The 17659-nt window shown below is 74.3% G+C and carries 16 protein-coding genes; 11 read left to right on the top strand and 5 right to left on the bottom strand.

All coding sequences use genetic code 11. The features are described from left to right. On the bottom strand, positions 1-188 hold a 188-nt coding region (locus IEW03_RS08185; RefSeq protein ID WP_188523138.1), incomplete at its 3' end, for a hypothetical protein. 185 nt (positions 189-373) lie between these two features. On the opposite strand from IEW03_RS08185, the gene aspS reads away from it, so the two are divergent. Both aspS and galE read left to right on the top strand, forming a co-directional pair. After that, positions 374-2146, top strand: coding sequence for an aspartate--tRNA ligase (aspS, locus tag IEW03_RS08180; protein WP_188523137.1), 1773 nt, complete (start codon positions 374-376; stop codon positions 2144-2146). Between the two features lie 189 nt (positions 2147-2335). Beyond that, positions 2336-3433: a UDP-glucose 4-epimerase GalE gene (galE, locus tag IEW03_RS08175; protein ID WP_188523136.1), complete on the top strand. Its 1098-nt coding sequence runs from the start codon at positions 2336-2338 to the stop codon at positions 3431-3433. Between the two features lie 19 nt (positions 3434-3452). Here galE and IEW03_RS08170 read toward each other — a convergent pair whose 3' ends face one another. From IEW03_RS08170 to IEW03_RS08155, 4 genes are all read right to left on the bottom strand, one after another. Further along, a complete protein-coding gene (locus tag IEW03_RS08170) occupies positions 3453-4394 on the bottom strand; it encodes a TAXI family TRAP transporter solute-binding subunit (RefSeq protein WP_188523135.1) in 942 nt (313 codons plus the stop codon). Positions 4395-4454: 60 nt separating this feature from the next. Beyond that, positions 4455-5897, bottom strand: a complete 1443-nt coding sequence (locus IEW03_RS08165) for a sensor histidine kinase (protein WP_188523134.1) — start codon at positions 5895-5897, stop codon at positions 4455-4457. A gap of 7 nt (positions 5898-5904) precedes the next feature. Next, positions 5905-6627: a response regulator transcription factor gene (locus IEW03_RS08160; RefSeq protein ID WP_188523133.1), complete on the bottom strand. Its 723-nt coding sequence runs from the start codon at positions 6625-6627 to the stop codon at positions 5905-5907. 128 nt (positions 6628-6755) lie between these two features. Next, positions 6756-8255 carry an FAD-dependent monooxygenase gene (locus IEW03_RS08155; RefSeq protein WP_188523132.1) on the bottom strand — a complete coding sequence of 500 codons (1500 nt, stop codon included), beginning with the start codon at positions 8253-8255 and terminating at the stop codon, positions 6756-6758. 109 nt (positions 8256-8364) lie between these two features. Here IEW03_RS08155 and IEW03_RS08150 point away from each other — a divergent pair, with 109 nt between their 5' ends. The 9 genes from IEW03_RS08150 (at position 8365) to IEW03_RS08110 (ending at position 17650) form a co-directional block, all read left to right on the top strand. Further along, positions 8365-8946 (top strand): TetR/AcrR family transcriptional regulator, encoded by a 582-nt coding sequence (locus IEW03_RS08150; protein ID WP_188523131.1) that lies wholly within the window; start codon positions 8365-8367, stop codon positions 8944-8946. A gap of 42 nt (positions 8947-8988) precedes the next feature. Further along, positions 8989-10416 (top strand): replication-associated recombination protein A, encoded by a 1428-nt coding sequence (locus IEW03_RS08145; RefSeq protein ID WP_188523130.1) that lies wholly within the window; start codon positions 8989-8991, stop codon positions 10414-10416. A gap of 222 nt (positions 10417-10638) precedes the next feature. Continuing rightward, positions 10639-11265 (top strand): 30S ribosomal protein S4, encoded by a 627-nt coding sequence (gene rpsD / locus IEW03_RS08140; RefSeq protein ID WP_188523129.1) that lies wholly within the window; start codon positions 10639-10641, stop codon positions 11263-11265. A gap of 160 nt (positions 11266-11425) precedes the next feature. Next, the gene (locus tag IEW03_RS08135) at positions 11426-11821 is read left to right on the top strand and encodes a DUF948 domain-containing protein (RefSeq protein ID WP_188523128.1); all 396 of its coding nucleotides are present in this window, start codon (positions 11426-11428) and stop codon (positions 11819-11821) included. Beyond that, complete coding sequence (locus IEW03_RS08130) at positions 11821-12213, top strand: hypothetical protein (protein ID WP_188523127.1); 393 nt, start codon at positions 11821-11823, stop codon at positions 12211-12213. The genes IEW03_RS08135 and IEW03_RS08130 overlap by 1 nt, the downstream gene beginning before the upstream one ends. Before the next feature lie 96 nt (positions 12214-12309). Further along, on the top strand, positions 12310-15012 hold the full coding sequence (alaS, locus tag IEW03_RS08125; RefSeq protein ID WP_188523126.1) for an alanine--tRNA ligase: 2703 nt from the start codon (positions 12310-12312) through the stop codon (positions 15010-15012). 11 nt (positions 15013-15023) lie between these two features. After that, a complete protein-coding gene (ruvX, locus tag IEW03_RS08120) occupies positions 15024-15557 on the top strand; it encodes a Holliday junction resolvase RuvX (RefSeq protein WP_188523125.1) in 534 nt (177 codons plus the stop codon). 61 nt (positions 15558-15618) lie between these two features. Continuing rightward, positions 15619-16764, top strand: a complete 1146-nt coding sequence (gene mltG, locus IEW03_RS08115; protein WP_188523124.1) for an endolytic transglycosylase MltG — start codon at positions 15619-15621, stop codon at positions 16762-16764. A gap of 1 nt (position 16765) precedes the next feature. After that, on the top strand, positions 16766-17650 hold the full coding sequence (locus tag IEW03_RS08110) for a shikimate dehydrogenase (RefSeq protein ID WP_188523123.1): 885 nt from the start codon (positions 16766-16768) through the stop codon (positions 17648-17650). Positions 17651-17659 lie beyond the last annotated feature (9 nt).

Genomic DNA, 17659 nt, shown 5'->3' with positions numbered 1-17659 from the left:
GTCTCCATCAACGCGTCCACCGCCGCCGAGACCGTGCCCGCGACGTCCAGGCGGGACATCGCCCCCGCGGCGTCGTCGATCGAGCCGGCGACCTCGAGGTAGTCCTGCCCCCCGGACAGCACCAGCACCGGGTCGCCCGGCGTCGGGTCAGCGTCCAGCCCGACCGGCGACCAGTCCGTCGGCCTCACGCCCGCCTCCCTCGCCCCGTCCGATCGTCCTTCTGCCAGGTGAGAGAGTAGCCACGGGCATCTGTGATGCACCACGGCGACGCGCGGGTGCGAATTTCGCAGGACTCGGGCCCGTGGGCAGCGACTAAACTCGCCACGTCGTGTCTCTGCGCGCGACGTCCCCATCCGTACGAAAGGAATCCTCCGTGCTCCGCACCCACACGGCCGGCTCTCTGCGGGCCGAGCACATCGGCCAGACCGTCACCCTCACGGGGTGGGTCGATCGGCGCCGGGACCACGGGGGAGTGGCGTTCATCGACCTGCGTGACGCCTCGGGCATCGCCCAGGTCGTCATCCGCGACGAGGCGGTCGCGCACCCGCTGCGGGCCGAGTTCGTCCTGCAGGTCACGGGGGAGGTCGGCCGCCGGCCCGAGGGGAACGCCAACACCAACCTGGCCACGGGCGAGATCGAGGTCGTCGCCAAGGACGTCCAGGTGCTCAACACGTCCGAGGCGCTGCCGTTCCAGGTCTCCACGGCCCTCGCGGACACCGAGACGATCGGCGAGGAGGCCCGCCTCCGGCACCGCTACCTCGACATCCGGCGCCCGCAGCAGGCGCACGCGCTGCGGCTGCGCTCGAAGGCCAACGCCGCGGCCCGCCGGGTGCTCGACGAGCACGACTTCGTCGAGGTCGAGACGCCCACGCTCACCCGCTCCACCCCGGAGGGCGCCCGTGACTTCCTGGTCCCGGCCCGCCTCGCACCGGGCTCCTGGTACGCGCTGCCGCAGAGCCCGCAGCTGTTCAAGCAGCTCCTCATGGTCGGCGGCCTCGAGCGCTACTACCAGATCGCGCGCTGCTACCGCGACGAGGACTTCCGCGCGGACCGGCAGCCGGAGTTCACCCAGCTGGACGTCGAGCTGAGCTTCGTCGACCAGGACGACGTCATCGCGCTCGCCGAGCAGATCCTGGTGGCGCTGTGGAAGCTGGTCGACGTCGAGATCCCCACGCCGATCGCCCGCATGACGTTCGCCGACGCGATGCGCCTGTACGGCACCGACAAGCCGGACCTGCGCTTCGGCAACCCGCTCGTCGAGCTGACGGACTACTTCGCGGCCACGCCGTTCCGCGTCTTCCAGGCCGAGTACGTGGGCGCCGTCGTCATGACGGGCGGCGCGTCGCAGCCGCGCCGCCAGTTCGACGCGTGGCAGGAGTGGGCCAAGCAGCGCGGCGCCAAGGGGCTCGCGTACGTGACGTTCGCCGAGGACGGCACCCTGGGCGGCCCTGTCGCCAAGAACCTGTCCGACGCCGAGCGTGAGGGCCTGGCGGCCGCGACCGGTGCCCAGCCGGGCGACGCGGTGTTCTTCGCCGCCGGCAAGACCACCGAGTCGCGGTCCCTGCTGGGCGCGGCCCGCGTGGAGATCGCCGAGCGCACCGGACAGATCGACGACGACGCCTGGGCGTTCGTGTGGGTGGTGGACGCGCCCCTGTTCAAGCCCACCGGCGAGGACGACGACGTCGACCTGGGGCACTCCGCCTGGACGGCGGTGCACCACGCGTTCACGTCGCCCAAGCCCGAGTGGCTCGACAGCTTCGAGTCCGACCCCGGGAACGCGCTGGCGTACGCCTACGACATCGTGTGCAACGGCAACGAGATCGGCGGCGGCTCGATCCGTATCCACCGCCGGGACGTCCAGGAGCGCGTGTTCGACGTCATGGGCATCGGCCCCGCGGAGGCGCAGGAGAAGTTCGGCTTCCTGCTCGACGCGTTCAAGTTCGGCGCCCCGCCGCACGGCGGCATCGCGTTCGGCTGGGACCGGATCGTCGCGCTGCTGACGAAGTCGGCGTCGATCCGCGACGTCATCGCCTTCCCGAAGTCGGGCGGCGGCTACGACCCGCTGACCGACGCGCCGGCGCCGATCACGCCGGAGCAGCGCAAGGAGGCAGGCGTCGACGCGGGGGCGGAGGCCCCGCAGGACTGACGCCGTCCGCGACGGGGCGCCCTCTTCCGGGGGCGCCCCGTCGTGCTGCCCGGGCCCGACGACACCTCTGGACCTCCTCAAGTGGGTGTCACGGGTCACATCGCCGGCGCCATGATGGGTGCGCGACGACGACGTCGGGGGGTGTCGTCGTACGCCCGATCGGTCGACGACGCGAGGTGAGGTGGCGAGGTGCGCATCCTGGTGACCGGCGGCGCGGGCTACGTCGGCTCGCACACGGTGGTGGCCCTCGTGGAGGCGGGGCACGACGTGGTCGTCGTGGACGACCTGTCGAACGGCAACCCGGCGGCCGTGAGCCGCGCGGAGACGCTGACGGGCCGGCACGTGCCCCTGCACGTCGTCGACGTGGCGGACATCGACGCCCTCGAGCGGATCTTCGACACCGAGCGGGTGGAGGCGGTCGTGCACCTCGCGGGCCGGCGGCCGACCGGGTCTCGCGGCCAGGGGCCGCTCGACTTCTACGAGACCAACCTGGGCGCCACGTTCACCCTGCTGCGGTGCATGGTCTGGTACGGCGTGGACCGGCTCGTGGCCGCGTCGTCCGCCGCCGTCTACGGGTCGGCGCCGACCGTCCCGTCCAGCGAGGACCTGCCGACGACGAGCACGGACTCGGCGTTCGGCCGCACGGCGAGCATGACGGAGCAGGTGCTGGCCGACGTCGCGCGCTCCCAGCGCGGTCTGCGGGTCGGGGTGCTGCGCTGCTTCACAGCGGGCGGCGCGCACCCGTCGGGGGCGATCGGCGAGGACGCGCCGCGCGGCGGCGGGCTCCTCACGCAGCTCGGGCAGGTGGTGCTCGGCGTGCGCGACCAGCTCGACGTGCACGGTGACGGCCACCCCACGCCCGACGGCTCGCCGATGCGGGACATCGTGCACGTCGACGACCTTGCGGCGGCGTTCGTCGCGGCCGTGGACGCCGTCGGCGAGGTCGACCGGCCGTACTCGGTCTGGAACGCCGGCAGCGGCCGGCCGACGAGCGTGCTGGAGGTCGTGCGCACCTTCGAGGCCGTCACGGGGCGCCGCGTGGCGTACCGCACGGCCGCCGTGCCCGCGGGAACCGCGTCCGTGTCCTACGCCGACCCCTCGCTCGCGGAGGAGGAGCTGGGCTGGCGGCCCGTGCGCACCGTCGCCGACGTCTGCGCCGACCACTGGCGCTGGCAGATGCGCAACCCGTCGGGCTACCCGGGCCTCGTGGGCGGGGAGCGTCCGTGGCGCGGCGGCGTGGGGCACCGCCTGCGGCTGGTGTCGTCCGGAACACCGTGGGGGGCATGACCCGCCCGCCGCGCCCGGCTCAGCTCTTCGTCTCCCGGTAGTACTCCATCGCCCCCGGGTGCAGGTCCAACGGCTCGGTGAAGATGGCGCGGGCCCGGTCGAGGTGCGCCGCGGCGGGCACCGTCCGGGCGACCTGCGAGCGCGCGTCGAAGAGCGTGGTGACGAGCATGCGGGCCACGGGGTCGGGCATGTCGGCGCGCACGACGAGGAAGTTCGGGACCGCGAGGGTGGCGACCTCCTCCGTGGACCCGTACATGCCCTGCGGCACGACCCCGTGCCGGTAGCCGCTGCCGTGGCGCGCCCGGACGTCCTCGACGATCTCGCCGAGCGGCACCAGCCGGACGGGCGCGGACTCTGCGAGCCGGTCGATGCCCGGGGTGCGCAGGCCTCCGGACCAGAAGAAGGCGTCGACGTCGCCGCTGCGGAGCGCGTCGATCGACTCCGCCAGGCCGAGCGAGCGGCCGTCCAGGTCGTCCTGCTCGACCCCGGCGGCGTCGAGCAGCCGGTGCGCGATGAGGGCGGTCCCCGAACGGGGCGCCCCGAGGGAGACCGTGCGGCCCGCCAGGTCCTCGATCGTGCGCACGGGAGAGTCCTCGCGCACCACCAGGTGGACGAAGTCGTCGTACACCCGGGCCAGCGCGCACAGCGGCAGCGGCTCGTCGAAGGCGCCGCGTCCGGCGACGGCGTCCGCGACCGCGTCGGCCGCGCTGAACCCCAGCTGGGCGGTGCCGTCGGCGACCCGCTGGAGGTTCTCGACCGACCCGCCCGAGTCGAGCACGTCGACGGGGACCTGCTCCTGGGAGAGCACGTCGCCGACCGCGACGCCGTACCCGTGGTAGATCCCGGACGTCCCGCCCGTCGTGACGACCAGCGAGTCGGGGCGTGACCCCTCCCAGGGGTCGCCGCCCCGGTCGTTCATCGACCGCACCACGACGAGCACGGCGACGACGGCCAGGACCACGGCCGCGACCAGGAGGGCGCGTCGGCGAGGCGGACGTTCCGCCGTGGGACCGGAGATGGGTCAGCCCTCCCGTTCGTGGTGGGGGACGACGCCCGGTGCTTCCTCGGGGGCGCCGGCCCGGGGGAGGCGCAGCCGCACCTGCAGGCCGCCGCCGGAGGGCAGCTCGAGCTGCAGGGCGCCGTCGCCCGCGGCGAGCAGCTCGGCGGCGATCGACAGGCCGAGCCCGGTCCCGCGCACGGCGCTGTGGCCCGGGCTGCGCCAGAACCGTTCGGTGAGGTGCTCGAGCTGGTCGGCGGGGACGCCCGGACCGTGGTCGCGGACGACGATCTCGACGTGACCGGCCGTGCTGCCGCTCGTCGTGCCGGTCGCGCCGTCCACGTCCGCGACGGTACGCACCGCCACCTCGACGGGCGCGCCGGGCGGGCCGAACTTCACGGCGTTGTCCATGACGGCGTCGAAGGCGCACTCCAGGGCGGTCACGTCCGACCGGACCCACGACGGCGGGCCCGAGAGGTCGAGCACGATCGGACGCCCGGGGGCGAGGGTGCGCCACGAGTCGACCCGGTGCGTCACGAGGTCGCCGGCGTCCAGCGTCACGACGCCGGCGCTGCGGTCGGCCCCGTCGGCCAGCAGGAGGAGGGCGTCGAGGATCTGCTTCATCCGTACGGCCTCGGCACGCACGTGCGCGACCTCCGCGGCATGCGCCGGGCCGGTGGTGAGGGAGAGGTCCTCGATCCGCAGCATGAGGGCGTTCAGGGGGTTGCGCAGCTCGTGCGAGGCGTTCGAGACGAACTCCTGCTGACGGTGCATGAGGTGCTCGACCCGGGCCGCCATCTCGTTGAAGCGGGTGACCACGGCGCGCAGCTCCGGGGGACCGGTCGACGTCGGGATGCGCGCGTCGAGCCGGCCGGCGCCGATCTGCGTCATCGCCCGGTCGACGGCCGCCACGGGCCGCAGCACCCAGCCGGCCGTGCGGTGGGCGAGCAGCGCGGCCAGCGCGCACAGGGCGAGGCCGCCGACGGCGAGCAGGCCCCAGCTCACCCAGATCCCGCGGGAGAGCGCGTGGGCGTCGGACACGGTGAGGACGGCCCCCACGAGGTCGCCGCCGTCGAAGACCGGCTCGGCCACCACGACCCGGTCCACCGTCCAGGGCAGCAGCCCCGTGCGCAGCTCGCTGCGCCGTCCGGCCAGCGCCGTCGCGCGCTCCTCGACGTCCGCCACGTCGAGGCCGTTCGAGGCCCACGTGGTGCCGGCCTGGTCGAGCACCGCCGCGCCGATGCCGTAGACCTCCCGGTAGCGCTCCAGGTCCCCCGCGACGATGTCGGGGTCGTCGGCGATGAGCGACTGACGGGCCGTGATGACGAGGTAGCCCGTGTCAGAGAGCCGGTCGAGGAAGACCTCCTGCTGGTCCGCGCGGGCCACGCTGGTGACGTACGCGGTGCCGACCACCGCCAGCACGAGCAGCAGGGGCACGAAGAGGATCACCGCGAGCCGGGTGCGCACGGCGGTCTCAGGCCCGGCCGGCGATCGACGGGTCGGGAGCCGGGCCGGGGACCCGGTAGCCGACCCCCCGCACGGTCTGGACGACGTCGACGGGCGTCCCCGCCGCGGCGACGAGCTTGCGTCGCAGCGAGGCGACGTGCACCTCCAGCGTGCGGCCGAGGCCCTTCCAGCTCGACCCCCAGACCTGGCGCAGGATCTGCTCGCGGGGGAGCGCGGCGCCGGCGTGCCGGGCGAGCAGCGCCAGCAGGTCGTACTCCTTGCGGGACAGCGGCACCGCGTCGCCGCCTGCCGTGCGCACCTCGAGGGCGGCGAGGTCCACCGTGAAGCCACAGACCTGCAGCCGCGCGGCGGGTGCCGGCACCTCGTGCCGGGGCGTCCGGCTGCGGCGCAGCACGGCGTCGATGCGCGCGAGCACCTCCGGCATGTCGTACGGCTTGGTCACGTAGTCGTCGGCACCCATCCGCAGGCCCCGCACCCGGGCGTCGAGCCGGGTGCGGGCGGTGACCATGATGACCGGGACCTCGGACACGGCCCGGATGCGCCGGCAGACCTCGAAGCCGTCCAGGTCGGGCAGGGCGAGGTCGAGCAGCACGAGGTCGGTGCGCGGGTCGAGGGCCGCCAGGGCGCTCGCGCCGTCGGCGGCGTGCACGACGTCGAAGCCGTGCCGGCGCAGCACCGAGACCAGGGCTGCCGCCACGTGCTGATCGTCCTCCACCACCAGCAGCCGCACGTGTCCCACCTCACTCCGCTCCGGCGTCCGAGGGTAGCGGAGCGGGCCCGGTCACGACGCAGGGGCGTCCGCGGGCCGGGACCCGGACGGCCACCGGACCCGCCGCTGCTCCTCGCGGCCGGCGCACCTCACGGCACGCGCGCGTCGGCGAGATACCCGTCGGGGCGCACCAGCAGCGTGGCCGGCCGGTGGTCGGCCCGCCGGACGACGACCCGGTCGGCGACGTCGGTCTCGCCGTCGGACGCCGGGAGGCCCGCGGCGGAGACGTCGCTCGCGTCCGCGGGCAGCACCAGGACGAACCGGCCGGCCCGGAGCGCCTCCGCGAGCCGGGAACCGGCCGGGCCGCCGTCGAGCGGCAGGTCGGGGACGCGGCTGCCGGCGCGCGGGTGGGCGCCCGGGGGAGCGTCGTACGCGACCCCGAGGGCGGAGATCATCCCGGCTGCGCGCCGTCGCGCCGCCGGGACGTGGGACAGCGCCGTGGTGAGCACCTGCCGCGCCGCGGCGACCAGCGGCCCCGGGCGGGTCGCGAGGCGCAGGATCGTCCCGCTCGCCCGCAGCACCTGCCGCCCGACCGGGTGCCGCTCCGACGCGTAGCCGTCGAGCAGCGCCGGCGGCGCGCCCCGCACGACGGCGGCGAGCCGCCACGAGAGGTTGGCCGCGTCCTGCAGCCCGGTGTTCATGCCGAGCCCGCCGGCGGGACTGTGCGCATGGGCGGCGTCGCCCGCGAGCAGCACCCGACCGGCGCGGTAGGTCGGCGCCTGGCGCTCGTCCGCCGCGAACCGGTCGGCGAACCGCAGGTCGTGCATTCCCAGGTCGTCCCCCAGCGTCGCCCGTGCCACCGCGCGGACCTCGTCGAGCGTGACGGGCCGGTCCGTGCGCTCCTCGCCCGCCCAACCGATGAACCGGTACCAGCCGTCGCCGAACGGGGCGACGAAGCCGAGGGACCCGCGTGCCGTGGCGACGGTGAGGACGTCGGGCGGCGGCGTCGCCAGCCGCACGTCGGCCAGGATCATCGCCCGGATGACGGTCTCGCCCGGGAACGGGATCCCGACGGTGTCGCGGACGGTCGAGCGCACGCCGTCGGCGCCGACCACCCAGCGGGCACGCAGCGTGGTCGTCGGCGCGCCCGATGCCGCCGCGTCTTCCGTCGCCGCCGCGTCGGCCGCCCCCGCTCCCGGGACCGTGGTGAGGGTGACCCCACCTGAGTCCTGGGCGAGGTCCGTCACCCGGGTGTCGTGGCGGAAGACGACCCCGGCGTCCTGCGCACGACGGCGCAGGAGCCGCTCCACCTCGTACTGGGGCGTGACGAGCACGAAGGGGAAGCGGCTCGCCAGCGCGTCGAGGTGGACCTCGATGCGGTCGAAGAGGCGCACCGTCGTGACCCGGCGCCCGGTGACGAGGAGGTCGTCGGCGAGGCCGCGCGCGTCGAGCACCTCGAGGGTGCGGGCGTGCACCGCGAAGGCCCGGGTGAGGTTGCTCAGGGTCGCGGGCCGTCGGTCGACGACGACGGTGCGTACCCCAGCGGATGCCAGGTCGCCCGCCAGCAGCAGCCCCGTCGGCCCCGCCCCGACGACGACGACGTCCGTGTCGGTCTCCGTGTCGGTGGATGTGCCGGTCGGTGCGTCCATGGTGTCCTCCGCGCGCCTCTGCCGAGTATGCCAACAGGTGTTGACCTGATTCGACCGTAGGTCGCGCCACCCGACGGAGTCAACAGGTGTTGGCATATGCTCGGGCGTCATGAGCGACCCCCTCCCGCCACGACGCTCCGATGCCACCCGAGCCGCCATCCTCGACGCCGCCCGGGCGCGCTTCGCCGAGGACGGCTACGAGCGCGCGACCGTGCGCGCCATCGCCCGCCAGGCCGGCATCGACCCGTCGATGGTGATCCGCTACTACGGGACCAAGGAGGCGCTGTTCGCCCGCGTCGTCGACGTCGCCCTCGGCATCCCCGACCCGCGCGAGATCGCGGCCGAGGAGCTCGGCACCGTCCTCGTGGAACACTTCCTGGACCTGTGGGAGCGTGACGCCGTGCTCGTGACGCTCCTGCGGGTCGGCGTCACCCACCCGGCCGGCGCCGAACGGATGCGCGACGTCTTCCGCGACCAGCTCGTGCCCGCCGCCGAACGGTTCGGCCACGACCCGGCCGACGCGCCGCGCCGTGCGATGCTCGTGGCGTCCCAGGTGCTCGGCATGGCGCTGCTGCGCTACGTCCTGCGGTTCGGGCCCGCCGCCGAGATGCCCCGCGCCGAGCTCGTCGCCTGGCTGGCGCCCACCGTCGAGCGGTACATCACCGCGCCGTCGCCCGCGGCGGCCGCCTGAGCCGTGCCGGCCACGTCGGTGGCGGTCCGTAGGCTGAGGCCCATGGACCTGTTCGACACGGCCACCACCGGCACCAGCGGGACCCCGGTGACCGCACGACCGGGCCCGGGCGCACCGCTCGCGGTGCGCATGCGCCCCGCCGCCCTCGACGAGGTCGCGGGCCAGGAGCACCTCCTCGTCGCCGGGTCGCCCCTGCGACGCCTCGTCGAGCCCGCCGACGAGGCCACCCGCCGCGCCGCGCCGGGTTCCGTCATCCTGTGGGGCCCCCCGGGGGTGGGCAAGACGACGCTCGGCTACCTCGTCGCGACGGTCTCCGGGCGCCGGTTCGTGGAGCTCTCCGCCGTGACGGCGGGCGTCAAGGACGTGCGCCAGGTGGTCGAGGACGCCCGACGCCGCCTGGTCGCCGGCGGCGAGGAGACCGTCCTGTTCATCGACGAGGTGCACCGGTTCTCCAAGACCCAGCAGGACGCCCTGCTGCCCAGCGTCGAGAACCGCTGGGTCACCCTGGTCGCGGCCACCACCGAGAACCCCTCGTTCTCGGTGAACTCCCCGCTGCTCAGCCGGTCCCTGCTCCTCACCCTCAAGCCCCTCACGTCCGACGACGTGCGCGCGCTCGTGCGGCGCGCGGTCGCGGACGAGCGCGGGCTCGCGGGCACGGTCACCCTCGAGCAGGACGCCGAGGACCAGCTCGTCCGCATGGCAGGCGGCGACGCGCGCAAGGCACTCACCATTCTCGAGGCGGCGGCGGGCGCGGCGCTCGCGGACGCCGGGCCGCGGCCGACGGTGGCGACCGGCGGCGAGACCGGGGCGACGGTCGTCATCGACCTCGCGACCGTGGAGCGGGCCGTCGACGTCGCCGCCGTGCGCTACGACCGCGACGGCGACCAGCACTACGACGTCGTCTCGGCGTTCATCAAGTCGATCCGCGGCTCGGACGTCGACGCGTCGTTGCACTACCTGGCCCGGATGGTGGCGGCGGGGGAGGATCCCCGGTTCATCGCGCGCCGGATCGTGATCTCCGCCGCGGAGGACGTCGGTATGGCCGACCCGTCCGCGCTGCAGACCGCGGTCGCCGCGGCCCAGGCCGTGCAGCTCATCGGGATGCCCGAGGGGCGGATCGTGCTCGCCGAGGCCGTCGTCCACCTGGCGACCGCCCCGAAGTCGAACGCGGCCTACCTCGGGGTGGACGCCGCGCTCGCCGACGTCCGTGCCGGGAAGGCCGGCGTCGTGCCGCCCCACCTGCGCGACGCGCACTACTCCGGGGCGCAGGGGCTCGGGCACGGCAAGGGCTACCAGTACGCGCACGACGCGCCGCACGCCGTCGCGGCGCAGCAGTACCTGCCCGACGAGCTGGCGGGCAGCCGGTACTACACGCCCAGCGACCGCGGCTACGAGCGGCAGGTCTCCGAGAGGCTGGAACGGGTGCGGGCGCTCCTCGCCGGGCGCGCGGCCCCCGGCGACGGGCGCTGACCGGTCCGGCGCCCGGATGCGATAAGATGCTGCGGTTGCCGTCACGGCGACCGCCTGGGACCTCGGCCCCGTGGGCACCGGCGCAGCGCACCTCGGTGAGCAGCGCACGGACCCCGTCGGCTGGTCCCGCACCCGAGCTCTCGGCCCCGATGTCGTCCCACGTCGTCGGAGTCCGTTCGCGTCGGGTGTGACCTCATCCATCACCACAGGACAGGAAGCACAGTGAGCTCCGTCACCAAGTCGCGCCGCCAGGTCCGCCTGAGCCGCAAGCTCGGCCTCGCGCTGACCCCCAAGGCCGTCAAGCACTTCGAGAAGCGTCCGTACCCCCCGGGCGAGCACGGCCGCGCCCGTCGCCGCACCGAGTCGGACTACGCGGTCCGTCTGCGCGAGAAGCAGCGTCTGCGCGCCCAGTACGCGCTGCGCGAGAAGCAGCTCCTCAAGGTCTACGAGAACGCCCGCAAGCACCCGGGCCTGACCGGTGAGGTCATGGTCGAGGACCTCGAGACCCGTCTCGACGCCATCGTGCTGCGTGCGGGCTTCGGCCGCACGATCCTCCAGGCGCGCCAGGCCGTGACGCACCGTCACATCCTGGTCGACGGCAAGATCGTGGACCGCCCGTCGTTCCGCGTGAAGCCGGGCCAGACCATCCAGGTCAAGCCCAAGTCGCAGGCCACCACGCCGTTCCAGGTCGCCGCCGCCGGCGCGCACCGCGACGTGCTGCCGGCCCTGCCGGGCTACCTGGACGTCAACCTGGAGAAGCTGTCGGCCACGCTGACCCGTGCGCCGAAGCGCGCCGAGGTCCCCGTGACCTGCGAGGTCCAGCTGGTCGTCGAGTTCTACGCCCGCTGACCTGAGTCGTTCAGGACGCCCGCCCGGACGCCCCGTCACCCGCAGCGCGGGAGGCGGGGCGTCCGTCGTCGGGGGGACCGTCGTGTCCCCCGACCGGGGCGGGCCACGGTGAGGATAGGGTGACGACCGTCTTTCGGTCCCCGGTGCGAGGAGAGAACTGATGTCCGTGGGTGACGTGGCCGGGCTCATCGCGGCCGTCGCATTCGTGCTGCTCGTGGGCCTGCTGGCGGTGCCGCTGGTGAAGCTGGGCCGCGTCTTCGACGAGGCGACCCGCAGCATCCGCGAGGTCACCGAGCACTCGGTGCCGATCCTCGACGAGGCGGCCACCACCGTGTCGTCGACGAACGACCAGCTCGTCAAGGTCGACACGATCACGACCGCCGCCGCGCAGGTCAGCGAGAACGTGTCGGCCCTCACCGGCCTGTACGCGGCGACGCTGGGCCGTCCGCTGGTGAAGGTCGCCGCGTTCTCCTACGGCGTGCGGCAGGCGTTCGCGGGCGCGTCCCGCAAGGCGCGCCGCACCGCCGGCGGCCCGGACGCCGGGGCGGCACGCTGATGCGCCGGCTGTTCTGGGTGGGCGTCGGCGTGGCCGTGACCGTCGTCGTGGTCCGCAAGGGCCGCCAGGTGGCCGCCCGGTACGCGCCCGAGGCCGTCGTCGAGCGGGCCGAGAAGGCGGCGCAGGACGCCGGCCGGCGGGCCGAGACCTTCGTCGGCGCGTTCCGCGACGAGTTCGCCCGGGCGCGCGAGCGGCGCGAGTCCGAGCTCACGGCGGCGCTGCTCGCCGACGGCCAGCCCGACCCGGCGGACGTGCGCGCCAGCGGGCTGCGTCCGGGTGACCTGCGCGGCGACCGCGGTGCCCGCGCGAGGCACGCGGCGCGCCCCGACGACGCCGTCGACCCCACGGCGCAGATCGAGGCCGACGAGGCCGACCTCGGCTACTCGTTCTGACAATTCCGTTCTGACCACCTCCCGGCAGGCGGGAGAATGGGCGCAGGCCGTCGCCGGCCCCGCCCCACCCCTGCCGTCACACCCCCGAAGGACACCATGCGTACCGCCGAGATCCGTCAGCGTTGGCTCGACTACTTCGGGTCGAAGGGGCACGAGATCGTGCCCAGCGTCCCGCTGGTCTCGCCCGACCCGTCGATCCTGTTCACGATCGCGGGCATGGTGCCCTTCATCCCGTACATCCTCGGCACGGAGACCGCGCCGTGGCCGCGCGCCGCGAGCGTGCAGAAGTGCATCCGCACCAACGACATCGAGAACGTCGGGCGCACCACGCGGCACGGCACGTTCTTCCAGATGAACGGCAACTTCTCGTTCGGCGACTACTTCAAGCGCGAGGCCATCGACTTCGCCTGGGAGCTCCTCACCACCGACCAGGGCAAGGGCGGCTACGGCTTCGACGGCGACCGCCTCTGGGTGACGGTCTGGGAGCAGGACGACGAGGCGTTCGACGCCCTGACGAAGGGTGTCGGGCTCGACCCGAAGCACATCGTGCGCCTGCCGCGCGAGGAGAACTTCTGGGACACCGGCCGGCCCGGCCCGGCCGGCCCGTGCGCCGAGTGGCACTACGACCGCGGCCCGGCCTACGGCCCGGAGGCCGTGGGCGGGAACGTCGACCCCGGCGGCGACCGCTACCTCGAGATCTGGAACCTCGTCTTCGACCAGTTCGTGCGCGGCGAGGGGCAGGGCAAGGACTACCCGCTGCTGGGCGAGCTCGACCACAAGAGCATCGACACCGGCGCGGGGCTGGAGCGCATCGCCTACCTCCTGCAGGGCAAGGAGAACCTCTTCGAGATCGACGAGGTCTTCCCGGTCATCTCCCGCCTCGAGGAGATGACGGGCAAGCGGTACGGCGCCGGCTCGGCCGAGGACGACGTGCGCATGCGCGTGGTCGCCGACCACGTGCGCTCGTCGCTCATGGTCATCGGGGACGGCGTGCGGCCGTCGAACGAGGGCCGCGGCTACGTGCTGCGCCGCCTGATCCGCCGGGGCGTGCGCGCCGCGCGCCTGCTGGGCGTCGACGGGGTGGCGCTGCCCGACCTGCTGCCCGTCTCCAAGGACGCCATGAAGGCCTCCTATCCCGAGCTCGAGACCGACTTCACGCGCATCAGCGACGTCGCCTACGCCGAGGAGGACGCGTTCCGGCGCACCCTGGCGGCCGGCACCACCATCCTCGACACGGCCGTGAGCCGCGCCAAGGCCGGCAGCACCGGGGGCACCCCCGTGCTCGGCGGCGCGGAGGCGTTCCAGCTGCACGACACGTACGGCTTCCCGATCGACCTCACCCTCGAGATGGCCGCCGAGCAGGGCGTGCAGGTCGACGAGAAGGCCTTCCGCGACCTCATGGCGACGCAGAAGCAGCGCGCCCGGGCCGACGCCCTGGCCAAGAAGACCGGGCACGCCGACCTGCGCGCGTACGAGTCGCTGTCGAAGGACCTGGTGACGCCCGTCGAGTTCCTCGGCTACACCGACCGCGAGGCGGCCGTGTCGGTCGTGGGTCTCCTGGTCGACGGCGTGCCGGCCCCGGCCGCCACCGCGCCGGCGGAGGTCGAGGTCGTGCTCGACAAGACCCCGTTCTACGCCGAGGCGGGCGGTCAGCTCGCCGACCAGGGCACGATCGTGCTCGACGGCGGCGCCACCATCGAGGTCGACGACGTGCAGCGCCCGGTCGCGGGCCTGACCGTGCACCGGGGTCGCCTCACCGAGGGGGCCGTGGCGCTCGGCGACCCCGGCACCGCGACGATCGACGTCGACCGCCGGGTCGCGATCAGCCGGGCCCACTCGGCCACGCACATGATCCACAAGGCGCTGCACGAGATGGTCGGGCCGGACCGCACGCAGGCGGGCTCGGAGAACGCCCCGAGCCGGGTGCGCTTCGACTTCCGCTCGCCGACGGCCGTCGACTCCTCGGCACTGGGCGACATCGAGGAGCGCGTCAACCAGCGCCTCGTGGAGAACCTCGAGGTCACGGACGACGTGATGTCCCTCGCGCAGGCGCGCGAGCTGGGCGCGATGGCGCTCTTCGGCGAGAAGTACGGCGACCGCGTGCGCGTCGTCTCGATCGGGGGCGACTGGTCGCGCGAGCTGTGCGGCGGCACCCACGTGAGGGCGACGGGCGAGGTCGGCCGCGTCGCGCTCCTCGGCGAGGCGTCGATCGGTTCCGGGGTGCGGCGCGTGGACGCCCTCGTCGGCGACGGCGCGTACGGTTTCCAGGCCAAGGAGCACGCGCTCGTCGGCCAGCTCACCGGCCTGCTCGGCGCCCGGCCCGACGAGCTCACCGACCGGGTCGGCTCGCTCCTGTCCCGCCTGAAGGAGACCGAGAAGGAGCTCGCCGGCATGCGCCAGGCGAACCTGCTCGCCGCCGCGGGGGAGCTCGCGGCGCAGGCGCCCCGGATCGGTGGCGCCCGGGTCGTCACGCACGACGCGGGCGAGGTCGCCTCCGCGGACGACCTGCGCGCCCTCGCGCTCGACGTGCGCGGCCGCCTCGGCGAGGCCGAGCCGGTGGTCGTGGCGGTCGGCGGCCTCGCGGGCGGCCGTCCGCTCGTGGTGGTCGCCACGAACGCGGGCGCGCGGGACGCCGGGCTGCGGGCCGGCGACTTCGTCAAGACCGCCGCGAAGGCCCTCGGCGGCGGTGGCGGCGGCAAGCCCGACCTCGCCCAGGGCGGCGGCACGGACGCGTCCGCGCTGCCCGCGGCGCTGGCGGGCGTGGCCGACGGCGTGTCGTCCGCCCTCGCCGGGGCGTGACGGCGTCCTCGATGGCCGAGCCTGACGAGCACCGGTCCCTGCCGCGGGGCGCCCGCCTCGGGGTCGACGTGGGCAAGGCCCGCGTCGGCCTGGCGGGCAGCGACCCCGACGGCCTCGTGGCCACGCCCGTGGAGACGGTCGCGCGCGTCCTCGAGGTCCCGGCAGGGGCCGACGGAGTCCCGGTCGTGACCTCCGACGTCGCGCGCATCGCGGCCGAGGTGGCCGACCGGTTCGCCGCCGTCGTCTACGTCGGGCTGCCCCGGCACCTGTCCGGGGCGGAGGGCGCGGCGACGGCGGACGCGCGCGAGTTCGCGGGCCGGCTGGCCGCGGCCGTCGCGCCCGTCGAGGTCCGCCTCGTGGACGAGCGCATGACGACCGTGTCCGCGCACGCGCAGCTGCGCCAGGCGGGCCGGAAGACGAAAAAGCACCGGTCCGTGATCGACCAGGCCGCAGCCGTTATCATTCTGCAATCTGCACTCGACGCGGAGCGGGCAGCGGGCACGCGAGCCGGCGAGCACGTCGACGCGCAGGCCGCGGACGCGTGAGCGTCGCGGCACCCGACCAGCACCTGACCATCTCCGGCTCTCGCACAAGGAAGACCCCGGCGTGACGGACCTCTTCGAGCACCAGGCCCAGCAGCAGGCCGCCGCACCACCCACGCGGCGCCGTTCTGCGGCGACCAAGCGAGCCGCGGCCAAGCGCCGGCGGCGGCGGCAGCAGCGCACCGCCGTGGTGCTGGTGGTGGTGCTGGGCGTCGTGGGCGCGGGCGGCTACCTGCTGTGGGACCGCCTGGATGACATGGTCGGCGACCTGCCCTTCATCGGCTCGCAGGCGGAGGACTACCCGGGCCCGGGCGACGCGCCCGTCGAGGTGGAGATCCCCGAGGGCGCCACCGGCGCGCAGATGGGTGCCGCGCTCGTCGAGGCGGACGTGGTCGCCAGCACGGCTGCCTTCAACGAGGCCTTCGGCGCCAACCCCGCAGCGGCGGGCATCCAGCCGGGCACCTACCAGCTGCTGACGCAGATGAAGGCGTCGGACGCCGTCGCCGCCCTCGTCAAGAACGAGAAGATCCAGACGGACGTCACCATCCCGGAGGGCTACTCGGTCGACCAGATCGTCGAGCGCGTCGGGTCCGTCACGACGATCCCGGCCGAGGACCTGCAGGCGGCGCTGAAGAAGCCCAACTCGTTCGGGCTGCCGAAGCAGGCCGGGGGCAACGCCGAGGGCTGGCTCTTCCCGAAGACCTATACGGTGCAGCCGGGCGACGACGCGACGTCCCTCCTCACGAAGATGGTCGAGCAGACGAAGACCGAGCTCTCCGACCTCGGGGTCCCGAAGGACGCGTGGCACGACACCCTGACTAAGGCGTCCATCGTCGAGAAGGAAGCACCCGACGGCTACCAGGGCGAGGTCGCCCGCGTGATCCAGAACCGGCTCGACCGAGGGTCTCCGCTGGGTATGGACGCCATCGACGCCTACGGCCGGGGCAAGCCGGCGGATCAGATCACGGTCGACGAGTTCAACGACTCCGAGTTCCCGTACGCCTCGCGCGAGCAGATCGGGCTGCCCCCGACGCCGATCAGCAACCCCGGCACTGCTTCGGTGGAGGCAGTGATCTCCCCGCCGCAGGGCGAGTGGATGTGGTACGTGACCGTCAACCTCGACACCGGGGAGACGAAGTTCACGGACAGCTACAGCGAGTTCGAGCAGTTCAAGTCCGAGTACCAGGCGTGGGCGGCGGAGAACAGCTGATATGGCCGCCGCACGTCGGGCCGCGGTGCTGGGGCACCCGGTTGCGCACTCGCTGTCGCCCGTGCTCCACACCGCCGCGTACGAGGCGCTCGGGCTGGACGGCTGGACGTACTCCTCGATCGACACGACGATCGACGACCTGCCGGGGCTGGTCCGCGAACTCGACCTGGGCTGGGCAGGGCTGAGCCTGACGATGCCGCTCAAGCAGGCGATCATGCCGCTGGTCGACCACGTCGACCCGCTGGCGGTCGTCGTCGGCGCCGTGAACACGGTGCTCGTGGCGCCGGCCCGGTGCGGCGTGACGCTCACCGGCACCAACACGGACGTGTACGGCCTGGTCGCGGCTCTCCGCGAGGGCCTGGCCGCGCAGGGGCGTGGCGCGGGCGCCGTGGCCGGCAGCGCCGTCGTCCTGGGCGGTGGCGCGACCGCGGCGTCCACGCTCGCCGCGCTCGGCGAGCTGGGGTGCACGTCGCCGCGGGTGCTGGTCCGCTCGCTGGGACGCACCGGCCCGCTGCAGGAGGCGGCCGCCCGGATGGGCGTGACGCCGCACTTCGAGGTGCTGGACGCGACCGCGTCCCTCGCGGCGCTGCGGGAGGCGGACGTCGTGGTCTCGACCATGCCGGCGTATGCGGCCGACCCGGTGGCGGCGGCGGTCGCGGCCCACGGCGCGACGCCGTCGGGGGTCCTGCTCGACGTCGTCTACGACCCGCGTCCCACGGCCCTGCAGTCGGCGTGGGCCGCTGCCGGCGGCACGACCGTCGGCGGGGAGCGGATGCTCCTGCACCAGGCCGTGGAGCAGGTCCGGCTCATTACGGGGCGCCCGGCCCCTCTCGCGGCGATGGACGCCGCCCTGGGAGCCGTGCTCGGCGCCCCGGCCGCGGGCTGACGCCGTCCC

The sequence above is a fragment of the Isoptericola cucumis genome (assembly GCF_014635665.1).
In the GTDB taxonomy this organism is placed as follows: Bacteria; Actinomycetota; Actinomycetes; order Actinomycetales; family Cellulomonadaceae; genus Isoptericola; species Isoptericola cucumis.
Note: the sequence above shows the minus strand (reverse complement) of the source record. Positions and strands in the feature narration are given on the sequence as shown.

Coding starts and splice junctions, on each gene's coding strand:
- IEW03_RS08155 (WP_188523132.1), bottom strand. CDS start 8,255: ATGGACGCACCGACCGGCACATCCACCGACACGGAGACCGACACGGAC.
- IEW03_RS08150 (WP_188523131.1), top strand. CDS start 8,365: ATGAGCGACCCCCTCCCGCCACGACGCTCCGATGCCACCCGAGCCGCC.
- IEW03_RS08145 (WP_188523130.1), top strand. CDS start 8,989: ATGGACCTGTTCGACACGGCCACCACCGGCACCAGCGGGACCCCGGTG.
- IEW03_RS08135 (WP_188523128.1), top strand. CDS start 11,426: ATGTCCGTGGGTGACGTGGCCGGGCTCATCGCGGCCGTCGCATTCGTG.
- IEW03_RS08130 (WP_188523127.1), top strand. CDS start 11,821: ATGCGCCGGCTGTTCTGGGTGGGCGTCGGCGTGGCCGTGACCGTCGTC.
- alaS (WP_188523126.1), top strand. CDS start 12,310: ATGCGTACCGCCGAGATCCGTCAGCGTTGGCTCGACTACTTCGGGTCG.
- ruvX (WP_188523125.1), top strand. CDS start 15,024: ATGGCCGAGCCTGACGAGCACCGGTCCCTGCCGCGGGGCGCCCGCCTC.
- IEW03_RS08110 (WP_188523123.1), top strand. CDS start 16,766: ATGGCCGCCGCACGTCGGGCCGCGGTGCTGGGGCACCCGGTTGCGCAC.